Raw genomic sequence first — 22,812 nt, 5'->3', positions numbered from 1 at the left:
CCAAGCGGCGCGCCCCGGAATGACGATGGGGATGCTAATCCCGCACCCGCATCAACAGCCCCAATCCCGCAACGAAGAACACCACCAGCACGGCCATGCCGGCCTTCTGGCTGGCGGTCAGCGCGGTGACCAGGCCGATCAGGAGCGGGCCGATGAAGGACGTCACCTTTCCCGTCAGCGCAAACAGGCCGAAATATTGCGCGATGCGATCCTTCGGCGCGAGATGGATCAGCAGCGTGCGGGAAGCGGCCTGGAGCGGGCCGCCGGCTGCACCGATCAGGCAGCCCAGCACGAGATAGGCGCGCTCGGCCGTACTCGAGAACAGGGCAGCGCCCGCTTGCGGCGGCGCGGTCTTGACGAACAGGACGCTGTCCTTGTCGACGAGGAGAATCGCGGCCACCGACAGCAGCAGGACCAGCAGGCTGCCGGCGATGACGCGCTTCGGCCCGAGACGATCATCCAGCTTGCCGCCGAACCAGGCGCCGAGCGCGCCGGCGATCGCGAGCATGATGCCGAACGTCCCGATCTGGATGGTGTGCCAGCCGAAGGTGCCCGCGGCATAGATGCCGCCGAAGGCGAACAGCGACACCAGACCATCGGTGTAGATCATGTTGGCGAGCAGGAATGCCGCGAGCGATTTCTGCCTCGGCAGACTCTTGATCGACTGCTTCAGCTCCGACAGGCCTTCGCGCAACGCCTCGCCCAGCGGGCGCTTCGCCGGATAATCCGGCGTGAACAGGAACATCGGGGTCACGAAGATGATGAACCACAGCGCGGTCAGCGGCCCCGCGGCACGATCGCCCTGACGTGTGAGGGGATCGAGGCCGAAGAGCGGCGTGACGCCGAGCAGCGTGCGGCCGGTCTCGGGATTGGCGGCGAGCAGGCCGAGCACGATGATCAGGCTGACGATGCCGCCAATGTAGCCCGTGGCCCAGCCGGTGCCGGAGAGACGGCCGATTCGCTCCGGCGGCACCAGCGTCGGCATCATCGCGTTGTTGAAGAGCGTGGCAAATTCCGCACCAACGCTGGCGAGCGCAACTGCGGTGAGCACAAGCGGAATGACCGCATGATCGCCGGGCTTGCCGATCCAGAGCGTGCAGGACGCCAGCACCAGCACCGTACCGAAACCTGCGATCCACGGTTTCCTGCGGCCCGAAGCGTCGGCGATGGCGCCGAGCACCGGCGACAACAGCGCGATCGCAAGGCCCGCGGCCGCCATCGCAAAGCCCCACAAGGATTGACCGGCGGCGGGATTTGGCGCAATGGCCGTCGCGAAATAGGGCGCGAACACGAAGGTCGTGATCAGCGTGAAATATGGCTGCGCGGCCCAATCGAAGAAGATCCAACTCACGACGGCGGCGCGCGGCGGATAGGTCCGCGCCACGCCGGCCATGCGCGCATCCGGAGCGATTGTCGTCATCACGCAGCACCCATCACGAACAGTTTTGCCTCTCTTAGAGCAAACGGTATAGCATTACAGTGACGGGTGTGAACCGGTGCAACGCCACGGCGGGAATTCGATGATGTCGTCATATTCGACACGGCGGAGATTTTTAGCCGCCATTGCCGTCCTGGTGCTCGGTCTCGCCCCTGCGACCGCTCAGGATGCAAGGCAGGGCTATGTTCCGCCCGCACGCGAGGCAGTGCGCGCCGTCGCCGCCGAGCACGGCATGGTGGTGGCGCAGGAGAAGATCTCTGCGCAGATCGGCGCCGACATCCTGCGGCGCGGCGGCAATGCCATCGACGCTGCGGTCGCGACCGGCTTCGCGATGGCCGTGACCTATCCGCGTGCCGGCAATATCGGCGGCGGCGGCTTCATGGTGATCCATTCCGCCGATCGCAATGAAGACATCACGATCGACTATCGCGAAACCGCGCCGGCCGCGACCACGCCGCAGATCTTCCTCGGCGCCGACGGCAAGCCCGACGCGACGAAGTCACGGGATTCCGCGCTCGGCATCGGCGTGCCCGGCACCGTCGCCGGCCTTGCGCTCGCGCTCGAGAAATACGGCTCGGGTCAGTTCACGCTGGCGCAACTGCTGGCGCCTGCGATCGCGCTCGCACGCGATGGCTTCATCGTCAGCGACGACATGGCCGATACATTGCCGGGCTGGCACCGGCGGCTGGCACGCTGGCCTTCTTCGGCCAGGATATTCTCGCGTCCGGATGGCACGCCGCTGGGCGAAGGCGATCGGCTGGTGCAGGGCGATCTCGCCGAAACGCTGGCGGCCGTCGCTGCACAGGGGCCGCGGGGATTCTACGAGGGGCCGGTCGCCGAGAAGCTCGCCAAGGCCGTGACCGATGCCGGCGGCATCATGACGCCGGCCGACCTCAAGGCCTATCAGCCGGTCATCCGCACGCCGGTGCGTGGCAGCTACCGCGGCTATGACATCGTGTCGATGCCGCTACCCTCATCCGGCGGCGTCGTGCTGATGGAGACGCTCAACATCCTCGAGGGCTTCCCTCTGGCCGATCTGAAGCAGGGATCAGCGGCGTCGCTGCATCTCTTGATCGAAGCCATGAAGCGCGCTTATGCCGACCGCGCCCGCTATCTCGGTGATCCCGCCTTCGTCAACGCGCCGATCGAGACCCTCATTGCGAAGGACTATGCCGCGAAGCTGCGCGCAAACATTTCCCTCGAACGCGCCACACCGTCAAAAGAGCTCGTGACCTCTCCTGCGGCGCCACGTGAGGGCAGCAACACCACGCATTTTTCCGTCGTCGACGCCCGCGGCAATGCCGTCAGCAACACCTACACGCTGAACTTCAGCTACGGCGTCGGCCTCGTCGCCGACGGCACCGGCGTGCTGCTCAACAACGAGCTCGACGATTTCACCGCGGCAATCGGCGCCTCCAACGCCTATGGCCTGGTCGGCTTCGAAGCGAATCTTCCCGGTCCCGGTAAGCGGCCGCTGTCGTCGATGTCGCCGACCATCGTGCTGAGGGACGGCAAGCCGGTGCTGGTGACGGGCTCGCCCGGCGGCAGCCGCATCATCTCGACCGTGCTGCAGGTGATCGTGAATGTGCTCGACTACAAGATGGATGTTGCGGCCGCGGTCGCAGCGCCGCGGCTGCACCACCAATGGCTGCCGGATGAAGTGCGCGTCGAGCGCGGCTTTCCCGAGGGCGTGCTGCTCGAGCTGAAGGCGATGGGGCACCTCGTCCTCGAGCCGATGGGGCAGACATCTGCCAACTCGATTCTGGTGACGCCGAACGGAACGCTGGGCGCAGCCGATCCGCGCACGCGCGGCGCGGAGGCGGCGGGGCAGTAACCTGCTCCCGGAATGACGGAGTAAGGGAGCTTACCGCCCGACCTGATACGGCCCGCCCTTCTCCAGCGCGCGCGCATAGGCAGGCCGGGCGTGGATGCGCTCCAGGAACGCCATCGCCTTGGGATGGCCCTGCTCGAGGCCGCCGCGAGCTTGGGCGGCTTCGAGCGGAAAGCTCATCTGGATGTCAGCCGCGGTGAACTCGCTGCCGGCGAACCATTCGCTCTTGCCGAGCTCGCCTTCCCAATAGTCCATGTGTTGCTTGAGCTGCGGATTGACCAGCGCGGTCAGCGCCTGGTTGCAGACCTTGCGCACCAGCGGGCGCAGCAGGGCCGGCGCACGCTTCGGCATCAGCGTGAACAGCAGCTTGAGCAGCAGCGGCTGCATCGCGGATCCTTCCGCATAGTGAAGCCAATAGGTGTAGCGCAGCCGCTCCGGCGTGTTCGGCGGCGGGATCAGCCGCCCGTTGCCGTAGGTGGCGATGAGATATTCGATGATCGCGCCTGATTCGGCGATGGTGTTGCCGTTGTCGGTGATGACGGGCGATTTGCCGAGCGGATGGATGGCGCGCAGCTCCTTCGGCGCGCGCATGTCCGGCTGACGCTGATAGCGCACGATCTCGTAGGGAACGCCCAGCTCCTCGAGCAGCCACAGCACGCGCTGCGAGCGGGAATTGTTGAGGTGGTGAACGGTCAGCATCGCGGGGTCCTCAAGGCTTGGTCTTGGTCATCGGCCGCGCCGTTGGTGCCAGCCCGGGAACACATTGTCGAGCCGTCGCTGCTGATATTTTTATCCGGGTATATTGACGCGAGTAATTTACCCGGGTATTAAGAAACCCAGCATCGTCAAAATGGCAATGATTCCAATGCAGAAATTTTTCACCGCTTTCCAGGGACAACGCCGCCTGGTGTCCGGGCCGGCTGGAGAGGTCGCGCTGGTCGTCAAGCGGGTGGCGTCACAGCCGGACGAGCCAATCATCATCTTCGAGGACGCCACGGGCCGATCGATCGACTTCGATCTGCGTGGTGGAGATCGCGAGGTGTTGGCGCGCTTGGCGAAGCTTGTCCCGCCGTCGGCTGAGGCGACCGAAGCACCCGCAGAGCCGCGCGGTCGCGGCCGGCCGAAGCTCGGCGTGGTCGCGCGCGAGGTGACCTTGCTGCCGCGGCACTGGGAGTGGCTCAACGCACAGGCCGGCGGCGCTTCGGTCGCGCTGCGCAAGCTCGTCGACGAAGCCAGGCGCGCCAGCGGCGACAAGGACCGCGAGCGGCAGGCGCGCGATGCGGCCTACCACTTCATGTCGACCATGGCCGGCGATCTGCCGCAGTTCGAGGAAGCCTCGCGCGCCCTGTTCGCGGATGACCGGCGACGCTTCACCGGCCTGATCGCCGACTGGCCGACCGACATCCGCGACCACATCGTCAAGCTCGCCTACAGCGACCGCGCTTAAACCGCGCGCCGCTTCTCACGCTCCATCGACGGCCGAGCCGCGCATTGCGCGGCAACGGCTTCGCACGCCCTGATGAAAGGCCAATGCCATGTCTGCCGCAAAGCCGCTCTGGACCACATTCCTCCGCTTTCTCGCACCCCTGATGCTGAGCAACGCGCTGCAATCGCTGTTCGGCACCGTCAGCAACGTCTATCTCGGCCAGATGGTCGGCGTCGGCGCGCTCGCCGCGGTCTCGGCGTTCTTCCCGGTGATGTTCTTCCTGTTCGCCTTCGTCATGGGCCTCAGCACCGGCGCCACCGTGCTGATCGGCCAGGCCTTCGGCGCCGGCGAGCATGGCCGGATCAAGATCATCGTCGGCACGACACTCGCCGTCGGCCTGCTGCTCTCGATAGCGATTGCACTCGTTGGCGGGATCTTCAGCCGGCCCCTGATGGTGATGCTCGCCACGCCCGCGGACATTCTCGATGAAGCCAGCGCCTATGCGCGCATCATGCTGTTGACGATGCCGCTCGGCTTCATCTTCCTGCTGATGACGGCGATGATCCGCGGCGTCGGCGATGGACTGACGCCGCTGCTGGCGCTGGCCTTGTCGACGGCGATCGGCCTGATCCTGACGCCGATGCTGATCCGCGGCACGTTCGGATTGCCGGCCGTCGGCATCACCAGTGCTGCCTGGGCGGCTGCGATCTCGAACACGCTGACGCTGATCGTGCTGGCTGCCTATCTGCTGCGGAGAAAGCACGCGCTCGCGCCGGATGCGACGCTGCTGCGTCACCTCCGGCTGAACGGCGCCGTGCTCGGCAAAGTCCTCGGGATCGGCCTGCCGAGCGCGATCGGCATGGTGGTGATGGCGATCGCTGAGCTTGTGCTGCTCGGCCTCGTCAACGGCTTCGGCTCGAATGCCACCGCGGCCTATGGCGCCGTCAACCAGGTGATGGGCTACACCCAGTTCACGGCGATGTCGATTTCGATCGCGGTCTCGATCCTCGGCGCCCAGGCCGTCGGCGGCGGCGACCGGGCCCAGCTTGACGGCATCGTGCGGATGGGCCTTGCGTTCAATATCGTCCTGACCGGCGGGTTGGTGGCGCTGATCTACCTCGCGCCACGCGCGGTGCTCGGTATCTTCATCACCGAGGGCGCCGTGCTGGATCTGGCGAAGGGATTGCTCAACATCACCTTGTGGAGCTCGGTGCCGTTCGGGCTCGCCACGGTGTTCTCGGGCGCAATGCGCGGCGCCGGCGTCGCGTTGACGCCGATGCTGCTGTCGATCTTCGCGATCGCCGCAATCGAGCTGCCGGCTGCAATCATCCTGAGCCACACGGTCGGCCTGACCGGCGTGTGGGCCGCCTATCCCATCGTGTTCTGCGCCATGTTGATTCTGCAGATGGGCTATTACCATCTGGTGTGGCGCAAGCGGGCGATGCAGCGCCTGATCTGACGGTCAAAGTATTATGACCGTCATTAAACGATAGACCTGTGGCGCGGCCTGCGCCACAATGAGAAAAAGCCGCTCAGAAAGCCAGGCCAGGGAGAATGATTTTGACCCGCACCGCCCCGCAATTCCTGTTCGATTTCGGTAGCCCCAACGCCTATCTCAGCCATCTGGCGATTCCAGCCATCGAACAGCGGATCGGCGTCAAGTTCGAATATGTGCCGATCCTGCTCGGCGGCATCTTCAAGTCGACCAACAACAAGTCGCCGGCCGAGACGCTCGCCGGCATCAAGAACAAGCGGGAGTTCCAGCAGGTCGAGACCGAGCGCTTCATCAAACGCTTCCATGTCCAGCCCTATGTCTGGAATCCGCACTTTCCCGTCAAGACGCTGAACCTGATGCGCGCAGCGATCGCAGCGCAGCTCGAGGGCGTGTTCGAGACATATGTCGAGGCCACCTTCCACCACATGTGGCGCGAGCCGAAGAAGATGGACGATCCCGAGATCGCGGCGAAGGCGCTGGCGTCGTCTGGTCTCGATGCGCAAAAGCTGTTCGCCCGCGCCGGGGAACCCGAGGTGAAGGCCAAGCTGATCAAGAACACCGAGGAGGCGGTCGCCCGCGGCGCCTTCGGCTCGCCGACCTTCTTCGTCGGCAATGAAATGTTCTTCGGCAAGGAGCAGTTGCGCGAGGTCGAGGAGATGGTGTCGGGAAAGTGAAGCGCGCGAATGGCGGGTAGCGAATAGCGAGTGGAAATCGCGCCAACTATTCGCTACTCCCTATTCGCCATTCGCTAATAATAAAAGCGGAGTTCTCCCATGCGCATCCTCGTGGTCGGCGCCGGCGCCATCGGCGGCTATTTCGGTGGCAGGCTGTTGCAGGCCGGCCGCGACGTGACCTTCCTGGTTAGGCCGCGCCGCGCCGACGAGCTCGCGAGCGCCGGCCTCGTTATCAAGAGCCCGAACGGCGATGTGACCTTGAAGAACCCGCCGACGGTTCAGGCCGACGCAATCAAGGACACGTTCGACGTCGTGCTGCTCAGCTGCAAGGCATTCGACCTCGACGATGCCATCAAGTCGTTCGCCCCCGCGGTGGGGCCGAACACCGCGATCATCCCGATGCTCAACGGCATGAAGCATCTCGACACGCTGGACACGAGGTTCGGCAAGGAGCGCGTGCTCGGCGGCCTCTGCGCCATTGCGGCCACGCTGAACGAGAAGCGCGAGGTGGTGCAGCTCCAGCCGATGCAGTCGCTCAGCTACGGCGAGCGCGACGGCGGGATGTCGGACCGGGTGAAGGCGATCGACGAGGCCTTCAAGAGCGGCATCCATGGCGCCAGCGCCAGCCAGAACATCATGCAGGACATGTGGGAGAAGTGGGTGTTCCTGTCCTCGCTCGCTGCAAGCACCAGCCTGATGCGGACGTCTGTCGGCAATATCCTCGCCGCGCCCGGCGGCCGCGATTTCCTGCTCGGCATGCTGGATGAGACCAGCGCGGTTGCCACGGCGTCCGGCTATCCGCCGGGCGGCCCGTTCTTCGATCGCGTCAAAGGCAATCTCACCACCGAGGGCTCGCCGCTGACGGCGTCGATGTTCCGCGACATCAAGGCCGGCCTGCCTGTCGAGGCCGATCACGTCATTGGCGATCTCATCGCGCGCGCCGACTCCGCCAAGGTGCCGGTGCCGAAGCTGCGCATCGCCTATACGCATCTGAAGGCGTATGAGAGGCAGCGGGCGGGGTAGGGCGTAACCACACATTCGGTGTCGTCCCGGGGCTCGCGACTGTGTCGCGCCCCGGGGATGACGAGCTGCGATTGACGAAACAGCTCAGCGCTATTTCAAGTGCGCGAGATAGTGCGAGACGGCGGTGATCTCCTCATCGCTCATGTGATAGGCGACGTCGGCCATCGCGGCGACGCCGCCGCCGACACGCTGGCCGGCCTTGTAATCGTGCAGCGCCTTGACGAGATATTCCTCACGTTGCCCCGCGAGCCGCGCCACCGCCTTGGTGCCGGCATAGCTGTCGGTATGGCATGAGGCGCAGCGGCGGCCGGCGGCCACCTGCGCCCCCTTCTTCGACAGGTCGGGATCCCCGTCTTCGGGTCCCTTCGGCGGCGCCAGCGAGGCGAAGTAAGCGCCGAAATTGCGGATATCCTCGTTGGTGATCCCTTCCACGATCGGCTGCATCTGATCGTTCTTGCGCGCGCCGGCGCGGAAGAACACGAGCTGCCATTGCAGGAATTGATCGGGCTGGCCGGCGAGCGAGGGGATGTTCTCGGTCTGCGAAATGCCGTTCTCGCCGTGGCAGCCGGAGCAGGCGGCGGCCTTCTCCTTGATCGCGGCATTGTCGGCGGCATCGGCTGGAATGAAGGCGATCACTGCTAGCGATAGCGCGCCGATTACGGACCAAGAGAACTGACGGCGCATGATTGGAAATCCGTTCTGTACTGCGTCATTCCGAAGCGCGCCACTTAGCGCGAGCCCGGAGTCCATAATCCCCGTTCGTGGTTATGAGTTCCGGACTTGCGCGCAAGTGGCGCGCAATCCGGGACGACGGCGTGGGGCTTCAAAATGGGAGAAGCTGCGGCCGTCACCCGGTCGCAGCTTTCTCCGTCAGGTCGCGCTACTTCTTGCTGTAGCTGATGCGATAGATCGCGCCGGCCCAATCGTCGGCCACAAGGATTGATCCGTCCTTGGCGATGATGATGTCGTTGGGACGGCCGAGATAGCCCTGGTCACCCTCGAGCCAGCCGGAGGCGAAGACCTCCCGCTTCGGGTTCTTGCCGTCAGGCCCGACGATCACCCGCACGATGCGCGCGCCCTGGTACTTGTGGCGATTCCAGGAGCCGTGCTCCGCGATCAGGATGTTGTTCTTGTAGTCGGCGGGGAACTGGTCGCCGGTGTAGAACTTCATGCCGAGCGGTGCGACATGGGCACCGAGGTTCAGTACGGGCGGCGTGAACTCGGAGCATTTGTGGCCCATCGCGAACTTGTCGTCAGGCAGATTGCCCTGATGGCAATAGGGATAGCCGAAATGCTCGCCGATCCGGTTGATCATGTTCAGCTTGTCCGAGGGCAGATCATCGCTGATCCAGTCGCGGGCATTCTCCGTGAACCAGAGCTTGCCGGTGCGCGGATCGACGTCGCCGCCGACCGAGTTGCGGACGCCGAGCGCCCAGATTTCGGCGTTGCCGGTCTTGGGATCGACGCGCCGGATCTGCGACACGCTGGTCGGCGGAATGCCGATGTTGAAGGGCGGGCCGAACGGCAGGAAGAACCAGCCTTCCTTGTCGACCGAGATGTATTTCCAGCCATGCGCGGCATAGGACGGCATGTCGTCATAGACGACCTTGCCCTGGCCGAGATTGTCGAGATTGGCTTCGGCGTTGTCGTAGCGGATCAGCTTGTCGACGGCGATGACGTAGAGCGCGCCGTCCTTGAAGGCGAGACCGGTGGGCATGTTGAGGCCCTTGAGGACGGTCTTGACCTCCTTCTTTCCGTTGTTGTCCTTGATGGCATAGACGTTGCCGAGGCCGAACGAGCCGACGAACAACGTGCCCTTGTCGCCCCAGGCCATCTGCCGCGCGGCCAGCACGCCCGAGGCGTAGACCTCGATCTTGAAGCCCGGCGGCAGCTTGATCTTCTTGACGATGTTGGCGAGCTCGGCGTCGGAGGCGCCGGTCGGCGGGCCCGACGGCGGCGCGAGGCCCTTCTGCGCCTCGGTCTCGTCACCGAGGAACCAGTCATCCGGCGGATGGGTCCAGAACTCCTTGGTGCTGGAGTCGTATTTCTTCAGCGGCTTGCTCTTGTCCTGCTGCTGCGCGTTGCCGGCGCCGGTCCCCGCGAGAAGGGCCACGGCCGCAAGCGCCAACACGGATCGATGGAACATCGATGTCATCGCATCACTCCCCTAAGGCAGCCGTCAGGGCTGCGCATTATTTTCTTTTGCTAGTCGAGAGGCGAAGTCTTGAGCCCGTCGGGACGACAGGCGCAAAAAGGTTAGCACATCTGCCCATCGTGAGAAGCGCGTCGGATGCAGCGCGGCTGCGCGCAGCAAAAATTGAGACGGAATGTCAATGAACGGATGAACGCTGCGACGACCGCGCCTCGCGCTGCAACGCGGAATCAACAGCGCGCGCGCAACGTCGTCAGGCGCTCCGCCGGGGTGGGCATACAAAAGTGCGAAAACAACCCCATGCACAGTAGAACTGCGCAAGTTGATCCGCGCGCGGTGACGCCGGACAATCATTTGAAGCGTCGAGCAAAATAATCGCGGCGCTCACGAGGCGACGGGGTAGGGTCCGTCGTCGAACAGCGTGTCGTGATAGCCTTTCGATCCGACCTCACGCGCCAGCGTGCTGCGGAAGTCGCGGCCATCGCGCAGGCTGCGCAGCACATGCGCGAAGTCGAATTCGGGTCGCCAGCCGAGCTCCCGCCGCGCCCGCGCGTTGACATAGACCCGGTCGATCGCGGGGAAGAGCCGCCAGCCGCGCGCTGCATAGAGCTGCGCGCACTCCGGATAGAGCTCGCGCACGACAGTGGCGGCATCGCGCGCCAGCGCTCCGAGATGACGTTGCTCGAACGGGCTCGTCGCCGAGACGATGTAGCGGGCGAAGCCGATGCCGGGCGCACGCTCGACGGCGAGCAGATGCGCGCTCACTGCGTCCGCGATATCCAGCCGGCGGTAGAGCAGCTCGTTGGCCTGCGCGTTCTCCAGCGTGTAGGTCGACCGCATCAAAGGATCATCATCGTCCTCCGGAAAGAAGCGCGAGGTCCGCAGAACCACGATCGGTAGCGCGCGCTCGCGAAAGAACAGCTCGCAGAGGTTCTCGGCCATCAGCTTGGTCGTGCCGTAGATGTTCTTCGGCACCGATGGCAGCTCCTCGCTGACCCACACCGCCGCCTGTCCCGCCTCGGGCCGCAGCTGCGAGCCGAATGCGCTGGTGGTGCTGGTGAAGACAAAGCTCTTCACGCCGGCCGAAGCGGCCGCCTCGAGCAGATTGAGCGTGCCTGAGACGTTGGTGTCGACAAAGTCCTGCTTGGAATGGGTCGCCACATGCGGCTTGTGCAGCGTCGCGGTGTGGATCACGGCGGTGACGCCGTCCATCTGGCGCCGCACGAAATCGGGATCGACGATCGAGCCGACGACGTCGGTGAAGGGGGAGGGCTTGAGATCGATTCCGCGCGCGGGCGACCCGCGCCCGCGGAGGGTCCGGAGAATGGCTTCACCGAGGTGGCCCGCGCTGCCGGTGACCAGGATTGTCATGTTAGACTGTCTCAACCACCCGCTAACGACCCCAAAACCGCGCTCCGTTCGATACGACTGGTGGAGCTTTGCTGTGAAGCCACCGGCCGAATGGAACAAAAGGCCAACAAGTTGACCACCAAGGCTGTTAGGGGGAGTGTAAGGGCTCCATGTCAATCCTATATCGACCGAGTAGCGATTAGTGACGCAGATGAAGAGCCCCGTCCTCGTTCTGACGACCGTGAACGCGCCGTATAGCAGGAAGCTAAACGCGCAGGAGCTCGTCCATTGTCTGCTGGATCCCTCTGCGGCCAAGGCCGCCTGCGGCCCGATGTCGTCGTTTTTTGGGGACGTTGAGCCCGAATTGCAGATCGCATTCGCTGAGGCGCACGGCATCAGCCACGATCAATTGGTTGCCGCAGCGAAGGCGTTTGCCGAATTTTCGGGACAATCCTTTCCGCTCGCGGCGTAAGGAATGAGCTCACTTAGATCGGGCGCAACCTTTTCGCATCACCGACCGATCTATAAACGCCCGGCTCGGCGATCCGGCGGAGTATGATCATCCCTTGAAGGTGACCCCTGCTGGGCGACTACTGCTGACTGGAAGGCAGCACCGGATCCCGTTGATTTGGCAGACAACTCTGATTTCCACATGCGTTGCGAAAGGGCCCCCAGTCCTACCTCGCTAGGCTTGCTCTCTAGCAGCCATCGGTAACTCTGACGCGTACATCATCATAAGTGTCCCATACTCATCGGATGCTTGCTCCTGAGCGATGCGCCCCAATAGAAGCCTTGTTCGAAAGACGTTTAGCTTGGTGTACATAAGTAAGTGAAATTTCCATTTCTCTCTGAAGAGAAGACTTTTCTCCGTCCCGACCAAAACCGTGGCAACGCCTGCGAGTATTGCGGCGACTTCAGATGCGCCACTCGCCGCGAAATAGGTTGCTCCCGCGGAGCAAACAAGTGTTCCGACCGTTGTAAGAACGTAGGCGCTCATAGACAGAAGACGCCAACGCTTCTGGAAAGCGAGTTGCGAAGCTAGATCCGCGAATAACGTCGAATGCACTTCTGAAGTATCAGAAATCGACATGAGAAGCTTCCTTGAAAGCTCGGAATCAGGGTTTCGTCACGGGCCTGACGGTGCTGCCGTAAATCCACTCAGGCGTAGGGCGCTGTTCGTCAAACTCGTCAGCCGAAAATGAAAAAAGCTGAACCTGCTCTGACTTGAGATACCTGAGAAGCATCAACGACGTCGAAAAGTCGCTCAGTCTCCAAAAGTCTGGATGCATTCGCTGTAGCCAAGCCAAGGGACGCCTGATCTCAGCCTCTCCCTCAACCAAATGTTCTGCTCTATCTTCATTGGCGCCAGACGCCTCATTCAGTCGAAATAGGGAAACGGCGAATCGCCCGTCTTCGTCAGCATTTCTGCTCGCGGACGTGCGCACCGCCACAGTCGGCGCTGCGCCGTTTCGGTCTAGATCAATTATCGCGTCTTGTTCAAAAAATTGCCACGTCCCGGCTCCCTCTTTGGCGGCATCAAGAGCTCTGCGCAATTTGTTTGTTGTATGCTCGTCGGCAGCGACTGAGTTAGCTTCCTCAAAGAGCCGCTCCGTATCGTTGAACCAAAAATCGATGCGGGCCGCCGACCAAGCGAGCTCGCGTCCGTGAATGGCCGGATGGAACACGATCGAACGTGGCTGTTCTCCGTGGGTCGCCTGATATTGTTTTATCGTTTCCCGAACTGCCTCTACTGCGCTTTTGGCCGCGTCAATCTCTTTAGTCAGCTGACTCAGCTTCGCCTCAAGCTTCTTGATGTCTGCTGCTGGATTGAGGGGATCAAACTGTTTGTCAAAATCGAGCCCTTGATTGGACTTCTGAGACAACAGCGAGTGTCTTGCAGCTGAGACTGTAGCATTATACGACGCGATCAAGCCTTCGTATTTCCGGATCGCATCCTGTTCCTTGTTGGCGAGTGTCTCCAATCCTGGCGGCAACACCCAAGGATTCATGCTCATTAGTACCGTGATTTCACCCTCGACGAACTGAGCTTCTGTGTTGAAAGATCCCCATAGTAGCTGATTTGCAGCCATGAAGCTGTCAACATGTAATCGCTTTGATGCTGCGACTATTGGGTCTCCGTTACACTGGCCCAGCATTTCCCAAACGAACTTGAACCAATTTTCTTTACAAGGAGCGAAGGAGATTACCAAGCGTCCAAAGCGTTCGCTTGTTTTATCTGCGATCCAATATGCCTTAAGCGGACGTCGGGCTACCTCGCTTGTCATTTCGGCGCCAACAGCGATGCCTCTCGCCGCTCTCGGTGACATGATTGCGACTCGATAACTTCGTGGTACGGGCGGCGCGCGCGATGCCCACGCCGGAAGTGGCGGCGCACTTCCTATGTTGCTTCTTCTCTGGAAACTCTGCTCAACGTATTGCTGATGTTTTTGTGCAAGCCCAGTACCCCCGGCGGCCCGCGGTTGCGGAAAAGGACCCCCACCGCCGCCCGCTGGCGGGACATCACCGGCGGACTCTGCTGCTTTAGACAGCGCTAGGGCTATCTTTGCGTCGGACGATTTGGCATCAACCGACGACTTTGCGACACCCTGATTTATATCGTGATTTTGTTGGAAAGCTGCGTCACTTTGAACGAGTCTGTGTTCGGCGACGGTGAGTTCGCTCGAGAGGCCCTGCATAACTTTGGCTACAGCCGGGTCAACAGCGAATGCACCGCTGGATCGGGCGAAGTCCTCGATGACCCGCTGAACAGCTATTTGAAGCTTGGGAGGCGGAAGGTGAGCAGTAAACGCGGCTGCTATCACGCCTTTTCTGCTCGGGGCGCTGCGTATTAGATCGTCAAACTTGCGTGCAGCATCTTTGGCGTCCTTTGTGCTATCTAGGTTCAAGTTTCGAAGGAGAACACCCCGTAGGTGCCCCAAGCCTCGCGAACTTGTGTGCTCGCTAAGGATGGTCAGAGCATCCTGGACCGCCGGCGATATTTTCTTTGCGGTGACGTTAGCATCTATGCTGGCGATATCCGCGAAAACGATAGGCCCTGACCGCCTAGGGATGCCATCAAGAAATTTGAGCCTTGGGTCTTCGGCGAGGGCAGCTGAGGAAGGCGTTAGGGCATCTTTTAAGCGGGCCAGGAATAATTCACCTTGTCCAGATCCCCCGGCTTCGGCTCTTTGGTAAAGCATTTCAATTTGCGATCGTGCCGAAAAATTATAGTATTTGAAGTCTGTTTTCTCTTGAGCATCACGCAACGCTTGTTGAACGTCGGGTCCAAGCCGGTTGAGCACTTGACTGGTTGACTGGACCCCCTGAGCGAGCGCCTGCTCAAGCACGCCGGTGAATGATGGAGCGTCAACAAAGCTCGGTTTGACCTCTGCTGAGGCGACGGTAAAGTACGCAGAGAAAATCAGAGTAGCGGCAAAAAAGATTTGGCGAATAAATCGATTTGCAAACATCGAAGTTACTCCAGGGATTCGAGAGTTCTCCTCAATTCATTGAACGCATGCACTGCGTCTGGCCCGTACAAGGCCGGATCCGGAGCGTTTGGTGCTATCGTGAATGCAGCAAGGGTTCGCCTTGATTTGTTTCCGGCAAGCGTCAAAACCTCGGTCCAGAAGTCGATGAAATTCCCAGGCGACATGCCGAGGTCGTGGGGCTCTATGAGAATTTGTTGCTCCGTGTTGTGCTCCGGATTCAGCTTAATTCGCAGGGCATTTACACCGTTGATAAAATTCCTTGCCGCGGGCAACGTCGAGTACGTGCGAGCGAACGCTTTGATCGTCTCATAAGGTATCTCGTGCGGCTTTACGGCGGGGTAGTTCTTGATCCCCAACAGCCATTTCTCACTCTCGCTTCTGCTGCACGAGAGGCGAGACGGGTTCTCCAAGGTGGGGCTGTTAACTTGTTCCTTGGAAAGCGAATCTTGCCCATTCAATTCGGTCGAGAAGCAAGTCCAAATGAAACGCTCGATGGTCACGTATAGAAGGTCTTCGCGGGACTCAGGCTTGCATATCGTGAGATGCGTGCCGTCCAGTGGTATTGCAGCAACCGCCTCAATGGTGGGATCAGCTGCAGTCTCGTCGACGACTAGAATTCCGTGCGTTGGTTGTTTCTCGTAGAATGGAAGCGTCTTGATATTCAATCCTCGGGCAGAGTTTCGGTACCATTCATTGATATCTCGCAAGCTTGGGCTGTTTTTTGCCAGTTCTGTAATCGAAACCGAAGTGCCTAGGATCGTTCCGAGCCGGCTCAAAGTCCCAGCGATGTCAGCGCCCGTGTGAGGCGTTCCCAAAAAGACGACGCCTCTTGTTTGATCAGCAATAGCGCGCCAGTTATCGATGCCGCCTGTACTGGCCAGGCGAATCATTTGCTTTACGAGAAGTCCGCCGAGACTATGACAGATGAAAACGAGCGGCTTCTCCGAAAGGGGCTCAACCCAAGTGAGCGTTTGCTTGGCTCGATCAAATATCGGCATCGTGGTGCCCAGCCAAGCTAGCGGCGCGGCCTCGTAAGATAACGAGTAGATGTCAAGCTGCGGAAAGTCGTCGGCGAGCCATTGCGGCCAGAAAAGGCTTTCTTCTTTCCCCTTTCGCCAAGTCGCGAACGCATCGCCGCCGAGTCCATGGACAAAAATTACGGTCCCGCGTGAGGGTTGTATTCGCTTCTTCGATATTCTGTGAAGCCTGCTCAAGGGTTTCACCTGCGTTCTGATTAATAAAACAACTTAGCAATATGCAGTCTATTCGATGATTGTATTCCTAGCGAGCATGCCGCCTAGATAGTAGCACACTTTAGGGTTGTTTGGCCAGACGGTCGATTCTATGGTGATCGACTGGATGGATATCCTGGAAAAACGATTGCCGCCCCCTCGCAAAAGAAGAGCTGGGCGAGGACAGCGTAGAAGCTGACGCCGCTCATTGCTCTGGCCCAAATATCGCAATCTCAGACTCAGCGTTTCGGCCGTGGCAAATCTCCGCCCATGCCCGCTGCTTCTCTTTTTCTTTGTACGCACGCGAGAACCAAAGCGGCCTCCTCGCCAACGGCTGGTCTGTCGGGAATGCCGCACTGGAGCGAGTTCGGCATCCCGAATTCGGAGAAAATTCGATTCTCAAAGCATGTCCAAGCCCTAGCGGAGCGGCAACGAGATTTCCTTGGGAGATAAGGAGTAAGAAAACGGCCGAATTCGTTAGATCATCTCTATCCCGAAATACATGGTTTGGCTGGCAGACCGAGCAACAACGTCTCGGACTGGCGATACCCCCAAGCGCAGCAACCGCTCCCCCCAAGATCAAAAAAGAAAGGATTGCGACGGGGAATTATCTAAGACGTTCGGGAACCAAGAGAAAACTGGAGCGGGCGAAGGGGCTCGAACCCTCGACCCCGACCTTGGCAAGGTCGTGCTCTACCACTGAGCTACACCCGCATCCTGTGTCGGTCGCGTGACGCGCCGGCAACGGCTGTCGTATGCCAAAAGCGGGAGGGGAATGCAACAGCTACAGGCGGCCTCAATTCGCAATTCGGACCCCGTATGGAGCCCGAAGCCGGCCAAATCGACCGGAAACGTCTCGGAACCGGCGAATCGGGGTGCCTGGATTGAAATTCGGCCCATTCGGCCCAATTTAGGAGCCGACCACAAGCATATGACGCGGCGGCGTGCTAAAGAGCCGCCATTCCAGACATGACGAGGGAATCCCGTGACGATCATCGACCAGGGTAACGGAGCGGCGGGCCCGGCTGCGGCCGACCTGATCAAGGACACCACCACCCAGACCTTCGTGAAGGACGTCATCGAGGAATCGAAGCGCCAGCCCGTGCTGATCGATTTCTGGGCGGAATGGTGCGGCCCCTGCAAGCAGCTCACCCCCGTCCTGGAGAAGGCGGTGAAGGCGGCCAAGGGCAAGGTCAAACTGGTCAAGATGAACATCGACCATCATCCGGCGGTCCCGGGCCAGATGGGCATCCAATCGATCCCGGCCGTGATCGCCTTCGTCAACGGCCAGCCGGCCGACGGCTTCATGGGCGCGGTGCCGGAGAGCCAGGTCAACGCCTTCATCGAGCGGCTGACCAAGGGCGTCACCGCGCCGGGCGAGGTCAACGTCGCCGAGATCGTGCAGGAGGCCGACGCGGTGCTCGCCGAGGGCGACGCGGCGGCGGCGGCGCAGATCTATGCCGAGGCGCTGCAGCATGATTCCACCAACATCGCGGCGCTCGCGGGCCTTGCCAAGTGCTACGCCGTTTCCGGCGCGATGGAGCAGGCCAAGCAGACGCTGGCCATGGTGCCGGAATCCAAGCGCAACGACCCGGCCGTGAAGGCGGTGCAGACCGCGATCGATCTCGCCGAGCAGGCGAAATCGCTCGGACCGGTTGCCGAGCTGGAACAGAAAGTCGCCGCAAACCCGCTCGATCATCAGGCCCGATTCGACCTCGCCACCGCGCTCAACGCCCAAGGCAACCGCGCGGCGGCGACCGAGCAGCTGCTCGAGATCATCAAGCGCAACCGCAAATGGAACGACGACGGCGCCCGCAAGCAGCTGGTGCAGTTCTTCGAGGCCTGGGGCGGCACGGATGATGCAACCGTCGAAGGCCGCAAACGTTTGTCGACGATCCTGTTTTCGTAACGGCCTTTTTTGAGCATGATCTGTTCGGAAAACCGCTCCACACTTTGCGCTAACGCGGTCCTTCGGATCCGGATCATGCGCTAGCAACGCCAGGGGACCGGGCAGATGCCGATCAACATCGAATATCGCGGGCCCGCCGACCTCCCGGAGATCATTCCGGTCTTCCCGCTGCCGGGCGCGCTGCTGCTGCCGCGCGGCCAGATGCCGCTCAACATCTTCGAGCCGCGCTACCTTTCGATGGTCGACGATTCCTTCCGCGACGGCCATCGCCTGATCGGCATGATCCAGCCCGACATCGCGCATTCGCGGAAGGATTCCGACAAGCCGGCGCTGTTCCGCGTCGGCTGCGTCGGCCGCATCACCCAGCTCGCCGAGTCCGGCGACGGCCGCTACATCCTCGAGCTCACCGGCGTTTCGCGCTTCAAGGTGGTCGAGGAGCTCGAGGTGCTCACCCCCTATCGGCAGTGCAAGGTGGACTTCTTCGCCTACGTCGACGATTTCACCGCGCGCCGCGGCGAGGAGGAGGTCGACCGCGAGGCGCTGCTGGCGGTGCTGGCGGACTTCCTGAAGGCCAACAACCTCAAGGTCGACTGGGAGGGCGTCGAGAGCGCGCCCAATGAAGCCCTCGTCAATGCGCTCGCGATGATGTCGCCCTACGGCCCCGCGGAAAAGCAGGCCATGCTGGAGGCGCCCGACCTGAAGACCCGCGCCGAGATCCTGATCGCCGTCACCGAGATGGACCTCGCCAAGAAGCGCACTAGCGGCGACCCGCCGCTGCAGTGATCGTCAAGCGACCCAAAGCGCGATGCGATTAGGATGAATCCTCATCGCGCTTTGGGTTTTTTGGTTTGAGCATGATCTTTTCGGAAAACCGCTACACACTTTGCGCTGACGCGGCCCTTCGGGTCCGGATCATGCTCTATGCGGCAAACTCGCCGGCCTCGGCCTTTCGATCCGCAAGCCGTGCGATCGTCGAGGCTCGTATCGGCGGGCTGAGGTGGAAGCCCTGGGCCTCGACGCAGCCCTCCTGGCGCAGGATGTCCAGCTGCTCGGCGGTTTCGACGCCTTCGGCGGTGGACGTCTTACCGAGACTCGTGGCGAACTGGACCACGGCCCGCGCGATCCGATGGGGCTCCTCCATCGGACTGGACAGCTCGCTGACGAAGCTGCGATCGATCTTGATCTTATCGAAGGGAAACTTCTGCAGAAAGCTGAGCGACGAATAGCCGGTGCCGAAATCGTCGAGGGCAATCCGCACCCCGAGCTCGCGCAGCTGGCTGAGTGCTGCGAATACGGTCCCGCTGTCATGCATGATGACGGTTTCGGTGACCTCGAGCTCGAGCCGGTCTGAAGCAATCCCCGACGCCGCCAGTGCGCTCACGATCGTCGACACGAGCTCCTTGCTCCTGAATTGCGCTGGAGACAGGTTGATCGCGATCTTCAGGTCGGAACGCCATTTTGCCGCTTCGGCACAGGCGGTTCTCAACACCCATTCCCCCAGCGGCAGGATCAAGCCAGTTTCCTCCGCGACGGGAATGAATTCGCCGGGCGAGACCAGACCCCGCTCGGGGTGGTGCCAACGCAGCAACGCCTCGAAGCCACAGGTCTCGCCGCTCTTCAAATTGACGAACGGCTGGTAGTGGAGCTCGAATTCGCTCCTCGCAAGCGCCTTCCGCAGATCCCGCTCCAGGTTGCGGCGCGCATGCAGGAGCCGGTCCAGCTCCGGCTCGAAGAAGCGGAATGCACCACGTCCGCCGCTCTTGGCCGAGTAGAGGGCAAGATCTGCGCTCCTGAGGATCGTGTCGGAATCGGCGCCGTCTCGGGGCGCAAGGGCGATCCCGATGCTGGTGCCGACAATGACCTGATGATCGCCGAGATCGAACGGCTCGCTGAGCGCGCCATGGATCGCCTCGGCGAGAGAGGCCGCGTCCGCAGCCGGATTGGTCACGTAGTCGACGATTGCGAATTCGTCGCCGCCCAGTCGGGCGACGAACGTCGTCTCCCTGATGCAATCCAGCAAGCGCGCCGCGACTGAGCGCAGCAGCAGGTCGCCCGCCGGATGTCCGAGCGTGTCGTTGACCTCCTTGAAGCGGTCGAGGTCGAGCAGGAGAACCGCCAGATGGAGATTTCCGCCACGCGTATCGGCGAGTGCAGGCTCCAGACGCGCCTTGAGCAGCACGCGGTTCGGCAACTCGGTGAGCGCATCGTGTTCCGCCATGTAGGTGATCTTCGCTTCGGACCGGCGTTGCTCGGTGACATCCAGATGCGTAGCCACCCAGCCGCCGCCGGCCATCGGCTGCCGCGTCACGCAGATCAGCCGCCCATCGGCGAACGCATCGATGCGGCTCGAGACGGCATGGATCGGCAGTGCTTCGAGCCTGGCGATCTGCCGTTCGGCGGCGAAATCGCTGGCCTCGCCTTCGAGTATGCCGCTGGTGACGCGATGACGGATGATGTCGCGGTGCGGAGTTCCCGCACGCAGCAATTCCGGCGGCAGCCGGTACAAACGGGCGTAACGCTCGTTGCAGATGACGAGCCGCTTCCCGGCGTCGAACATGCAAAGGCCCTCGACCATATGGTTGATGGCCGTGTCCAGCCTCAGCTTCTGTTCCTTGAGCTCGTTCTGCGACCCTTCGAGCTGCTGCCGGGCGATGGAGAGCTGGCTGATGATCTCCTCGAACCTGGCGGTTCTGGTCGCCAGACGACGATCGGCCAGCACTCCGATCAGGCTCATGCCCAGCACGGACAATGCGACGCCGGCGATGGCGAGCGCGAGGAAGGCCGGAGACAGCGAAAGCGTATCGGTCGCGAGCGCCGGATCCGGTGTGATCTGCACGGCGCCCATGGCCGTGAAGTGATGCGACACGATGGCGAGCGTCAGCAGGGTGGCGGCTGCCAGCGTGCCGCTATAACCCTGACGGGTGAGCGCTGCCGCCAGCGCAGCGTAGCCAAAACACATGCCCAGAACGATGGAGAGGAGCACGAGGTCCACGGACCAGGAGACTCGGCCCGGCACTTCGAGCGCCCACATTCCGAGATAGTGCATGCTGGCAATGCCGCCACCGATGATGACGCCGCCAGCCGCCGCGCGCCAGCGGCCGGACGTGACGACCGCGACGCCGAAGCCGACCGAGGTCAGCAGCATTGCCGCCGCGAGAGAGGACGCCGTTAACACGATGCCGTAGCCCGTCGTGACCCCGGGCTCGTAGGCGAGCATCGCGACGAAATGCGTAGCCCAAATGCCGTATCCGATGGCCGCGCCGGCAATGGCGATCCAGATCCACCGGGTTCTCCCGAGCGTTGCGATCGCGCGGTGGAAGATGCTGACCGCGACGATGCTGGCAACGAAGCAGACCAGAGCAGCGAGCACGACGAGCCGCCAATCGTGCTCGGCCGTAAGGCAGGAGAAAACGCGGAACATTCAGTTTCGCCCCATCGTCGATATTGTTGATGTTTGTCGATGCTGGACCGGCTAATCGCCCTTCGCGTTAATTTTGTGCCGCGCCTGATCGCATGCTTAGCGGCTTGCCAACACCGTCCGTAAAATTTGATCTGTGGGGCTAACACGTTCCGCGCGCCGGTCGCGCCGGAAGCCCGCTGCGCGCGTTTGCGGATGACTGGAGATGGACGCGGATGCGCTTGCGTCCGGTGATCATCGCGCTGCAGGAGTCCCATCAGCGCCACACCAGCAACGTGGAGCACGATCGGGACGATGACGGCATCCGAAGAATGCCTGGTCGATCGGTAACGGATCTGGTCCGCTTTAGATGAGTTCTAGTACCCGGCAACCGACATCACGACGACCGCACTGAGCGCCATCCAGCCGAAATGCCGGCCCCGCGTCGCCCATGCGTTGGCGAGGGCGGAGCAGCCGAACACGCAGGCCATGGTCGCGACGATCCAGTGACGAGCCGGCTCCGATTGCATCCACGGCGCCGCGATCAGCAGCACGCCACCGCCGATCCAGGCCACGGTCGAGGCCTGCCACACCAGCCGGATCAAGGTGCGGAGGCGCTCCGGCTCGATGCGCGCGCGGGCGAAGACCTTGGCTTCGCCGAGGTAGCCGTGAACGAGCGCAACGGCGATGGTCACGACGCCCGCACACTGGAGCAGCAGATCCCGCATCGACGCCTCCATACACTCATGTATGTTTCGATAGCGTCTGGCCAAGCGCTTGTCAATACACTAGTGTATGGTGCGCTTTTCGGGAAACGACATGAACCAACAGCTCTCCGCTGACGATTGGACTGGCCAGGGCCTCAAGGCCCTGGCCAAGAGCGGCTTCACGGCCTTGAAGGCCGAGCCGCTCGCCAAGGCCATGGGCGTGTCGCGCGGCAGCTTCTATTGGCATTTCGCCGATCTCGCCGCGTTTCACGCCGCGGTGCTGAGGCGCTGGCGCGAGATCGCGGCCGAGCGGATCATCGCCGACGTCGAAGCCGCCGGCGACGAGCCGGTCAAGATGCTGCTGCGGAGATCCTTCGGCGCGCGGCTCGACCTCGAACGCGCGGTGCGCAATTGGGCGGCGTTCGATGCGAGCGCGCAAGGGGCGGTGCGTGCCATCGATCGCCGCAGGCTCGATTATATCGAGGAGCTGCTGCAGAAGCGGGGACTCGCCCCGGCAACGGCGCAGGCCCGCGCGCAGATCCTGTACTGGACATTTCTCGGTTTCGCCCTGTCAGGCCCGTCAATCCCGGCCGCGCGGCTGCGGACCATGCTCGACGAGCTCCTGGCGATGGTCTCCGCCTAAAGCGCGATGGCGGGCGCGAATTTCTATGCTAAAGGCAAGCAAGT

19 protein-coding genes and 1 tRNA gene are annotated in these 22,812 nt (G+C 62.2%); 9 read left to right on the top strand and 11 right to left on the bottom strand.

Going from position 1 to position 22,812, the window contains the following annotated elements; all coding sequences use genetic code 11:
- Positions 1-34: 34 nt before the first annotated feature.
- On the bottom strand, positions 35-1,420 hold the full coding sequence (locus I6F33_RS22575; RefSeq protein WP_036024247.1) for an MFS transporter: 1,386 nt from the start codon (positions 1,418-1,420) through the stop codon (positions 35-37).
- 100 nt (positions 1,421-1,520) lie between these two features.
- Here I6F33_RS22575 and ggt point away from each other — a divergent pair, with 100 nt between their 5' ends.
- Complete coding sequence (gene ggt / locus I6F33_RS22570; RefSeq protein WP_225144187.1) at positions 1,521-3,272, top strand: gamma-glutamyltransferase; 1,752 nt, start codon at positions 1,521-1,523, stop codon at positions 3,270-3,272.
- Positions 3,273-3,302: 30 nt separating this feature from the next.
- Here the strand turns inward: ggt and I6F33_RS22565 are convergent, their stop codons facing one another.
- A complete protein-coding gene (locus I6F33_RS22565; protein WP_036038860.1) occupies positions 3,303-3,968 on the bottom strand; it encodes a glutathione S-transferase family protein in 666 nt (221 codons plus the stop codon).
- Positions 3,969-4,119: 151 nt separating this feature from the next.
- On the opposite strand from I6F33_RS22565, the gene I6F33_RS22560 reads away from it, so the two are divergent.
- From I6F33_RS22560 to panE, 4 genes are all read left to right on the top strand, one after another.
- On the top strand, positions 4,120-4,716 hold the full coding sequence (locus I6F33_RS22560) for a DUF2239 family protein (protein ID WP_109141984.1): 597 nt from the start codon (positions 4,120-4,122) through the stop codon (positions 4,714-4,716).
- 88 nt (positions 4,717-4,804) lie between these two features.
- Positions 4,805-6,154, top strand: a complete 1,350-nt coding sequence (locus I6F33_RS22555; RefSeq protein WP_225144186.1) for an MATE family efflux transporter — start codon at positions 4,805-4,807, stop codon at positions 6,152-6,154.
- 101 nt (positions 6,155-6,255) lie between these two features.
- Positions 6,256-6,864, top strand: coding sequence for a 2-hydroxychromene-2-carboxylate isomerase (locus I6F33_RS22550; protein WP_225144185.1), 609 nt, complete (start codon positions 6,256-6,258; stop codon positions 6,862-6,864).
- A gap of 99 nt (positions 6,865-6,963) precedes the next feature.
- Positions 6,964-7,887: a 2-dehydropantoate 2-reductase gene (gene panE, locus I6F33_RS22545; RefSeq protein WP_225113168.1), complete on the top strand. Its 924-nt coding sequence runs from the start codon at positions 6,964-6,966 to the stop codon at positions 7,885-7,887.
- A 90-nt stretch (positions 7,888-7,977) separates the two neighbouring features.
- On the opposite strand, the gene I6F33_RS22540 is transcribed toward panE, so the two are convergent.
- The 3 genes from I6F33_RS22540 to I6F33_RS22530 form a co-directional block, all read right to left on the bottom strand.
- The gene (locus I6F33_RS22540) at positions 7,978-8,571 is read right to left on the bottom strand and encodes a cytochrome c (RefSeq protein ID WP_036003005.1); all 594 of its coding nucleotides are present in this window, start codon (positions 8,569-8,571) and stop codon (positions 7,978-7,980) included.
- 196 nt (positions 8,572-8,767) lie between these two features.
- Positions 8,768-10,042, bottom strand: a complete 1,275-nt coding sequence (locus tag I6F33_RS22535; protein ID WP_225144184.1) for a sorbosone dehydrogenase family protein — start codon at positions 10,040-10,042, stop codon at positions 8,768-8,770.
- A gap of 381 nt (positions 10,043-10,423) precedes the next feature.
- Positions 10,424-11,410: an NAD(P)-dependent oxidoreductase gene (locus tag I6F33_RS22530; RefSeq protein WP_225144183.1), complete on the bottom strand. Its 987-nt coding sequence runs from the start codon at positions 11,408-11,410 to the stop codon at positions 10,424-10,426.
- Between the two features lie 190 nt (positions 11,411-11,600).
- On the opposite strand from I6F33_RS22530, the gene I6F33_RS22525 reads away from it, so the two are divergent.
- Positions 11,601-11,861 (top strand): hypothetical protein, encoded by a 261-nt coding sequence (locus tag I6F33_RS22525; RefSeq protein ID WP_225144182.1) that lies wholly within the window; start codon positions 11,601-11,603, stop codon positions 11,859-11,861.
- A 213-nt stretch (positions 11,862-12,074) separates the two neighbouring features.
- Here the strand turns inward: I6F33_RS22525 and I6F33_RS22520 are convergent, their stop codons facing one another.
- The 4 genes from I6F33_RS22520 to I6F33_RS22505 all read right to left on the bottom strand — a co-directional run bounded on the left by I6F33_RS22520 (position 12,075) and on the right by I6F33_RS22505 (position 16,826).
- Positions 12,075-12,479 (bottom strand): hypothetical protein, encoded by a 405-nt coding sequence (locus I6F33_RS22520; RefSeq protein WP_225144181.1) that lies wholly within the window; start codon positions 12,477-12,479, stop codon positions 12,075-12,077.
- 25 nt (positions 12,480-12,504) lie between these two features.
- Positions 12,505-14,859, bottom strand: a complete 2,355-nt coding sequence (locus I6F33_RS22515; protein ID WP_225144180.1) for a hypothetical protein — start codon at positions 14,857-14,859, stop codon at positions 12,505-12,507.
- 5 nt (positions 14,860-14,864) lie between these two features.
- A complete protein-coding gene (locus I6F33_RS22510; RefSeq protein WP_225144179.1) occupies positions 14,865-16,094 on the bottom strand; it encodes a triacylglycerol lipase in 1,230 nt (409 codons plus the stop codon).
- A gap of 657 nt (positions 16,095-16,751) precedes the next feature.
- Positions 16,752-16,826, bottom strand: a tRNA-Gly gene (locus tag I6F33_RS22505).
- 271 nt (positions 16,827-17,097) lie between these two features.
- On the opposite strand from I6F33_RS22505, the gene trxA reads away from it, so the two are divergent.
- Both trxA and I6F33_RS22495 read left to right on the top strand, forming a co-directional pair.
- On the top strand, positions 17,098-18,021 hold the full coding sequence (trxA, locus tag I6F33_RS22500) for a thioredoxin (RefSeq protein WP_225144178.1): 924 nt from the start codon (positions 17,098-17,100) through the stop codon (positions 18,019-18,021).
- A gap of 105 nt (positions 18,022-18,126) precedes the next feature.
- On the top strand, positions 18,127-18,804 hold the full coding sequence (locus I6F33_RS22495) for an LON peptidase substrate-binding domain-containing protein (protein ID WP_036003016.1): 678 nt from the start codon (positions 18,127-18,129) through the stop codon (positions 18,802-18,804).
- Between the two features lie 136 nt (positions 18,805-18,940).
- Here I6F33_RS22495 and I6F33_RS22490 read toward each other — a convergent pair whose 3' ends face one another.
- Both I6F33_RS22490 and I6F33_RS22485 read right to left on the bottom strand, forming a co-directional pair.
- Complete coding sequence (locus I6F33_RS22490) at positions 18,941-21,442, bottom strand: EAL domain-containing protein (RefSeq protein ID WP_225144177.1); 2,502 nt, start codon at positions 21,440-21,442, stop codon at positions 18,941-18,943.
- Between the two features lie 353 nt (positions 21,443-21,795).
- A complete protein-coding gene (locus I6F33_RS22485) occupies positions 21,796-22,146 on the bottom strand; it encodes a hypothetical protein (RefSeq protein WP_036003036.1) in 351 nt (116 codons plus the stop codon).
- 91 nt (positions 22,147-22,237) lie between these two features.
- Here I6F33_RS22485 and I6F33_RS22480 point away from each other — a divergent pair, with 91 nt between their 5' ends.
- Positions 22,238-22,768 carry a TetR/AcrR family transcriptional regulator gene (locus I6F33_RS22480; RefSeq protein ID WP_225127953.1) on the top strand — a complete coding sequence of 177 codons (531 nt, stop codon included), beginning with the start codon at positions 22,238-22,240 and terminating at the stop codon, positions 22,766-22,768.
- Positions 22,769-22,812: the final 44 nt, after the last annotated feature.

This window comes from Bradyrhizobium sp. BRP20, assembly GCF_020194215.1.
GTDB classification, from domain to species: Bacteria; Pseudomonadota; Alphaproteobacteria; order Rhizobiales; family Xanthobacteraceae; genus Bradyrhizobium; species Bradyrhizobium yuanmingense.
Note: the sequence above shows the minus strand (reverse complement) of the source record. Positions and strands in the feature narration are given on the sequence as shown.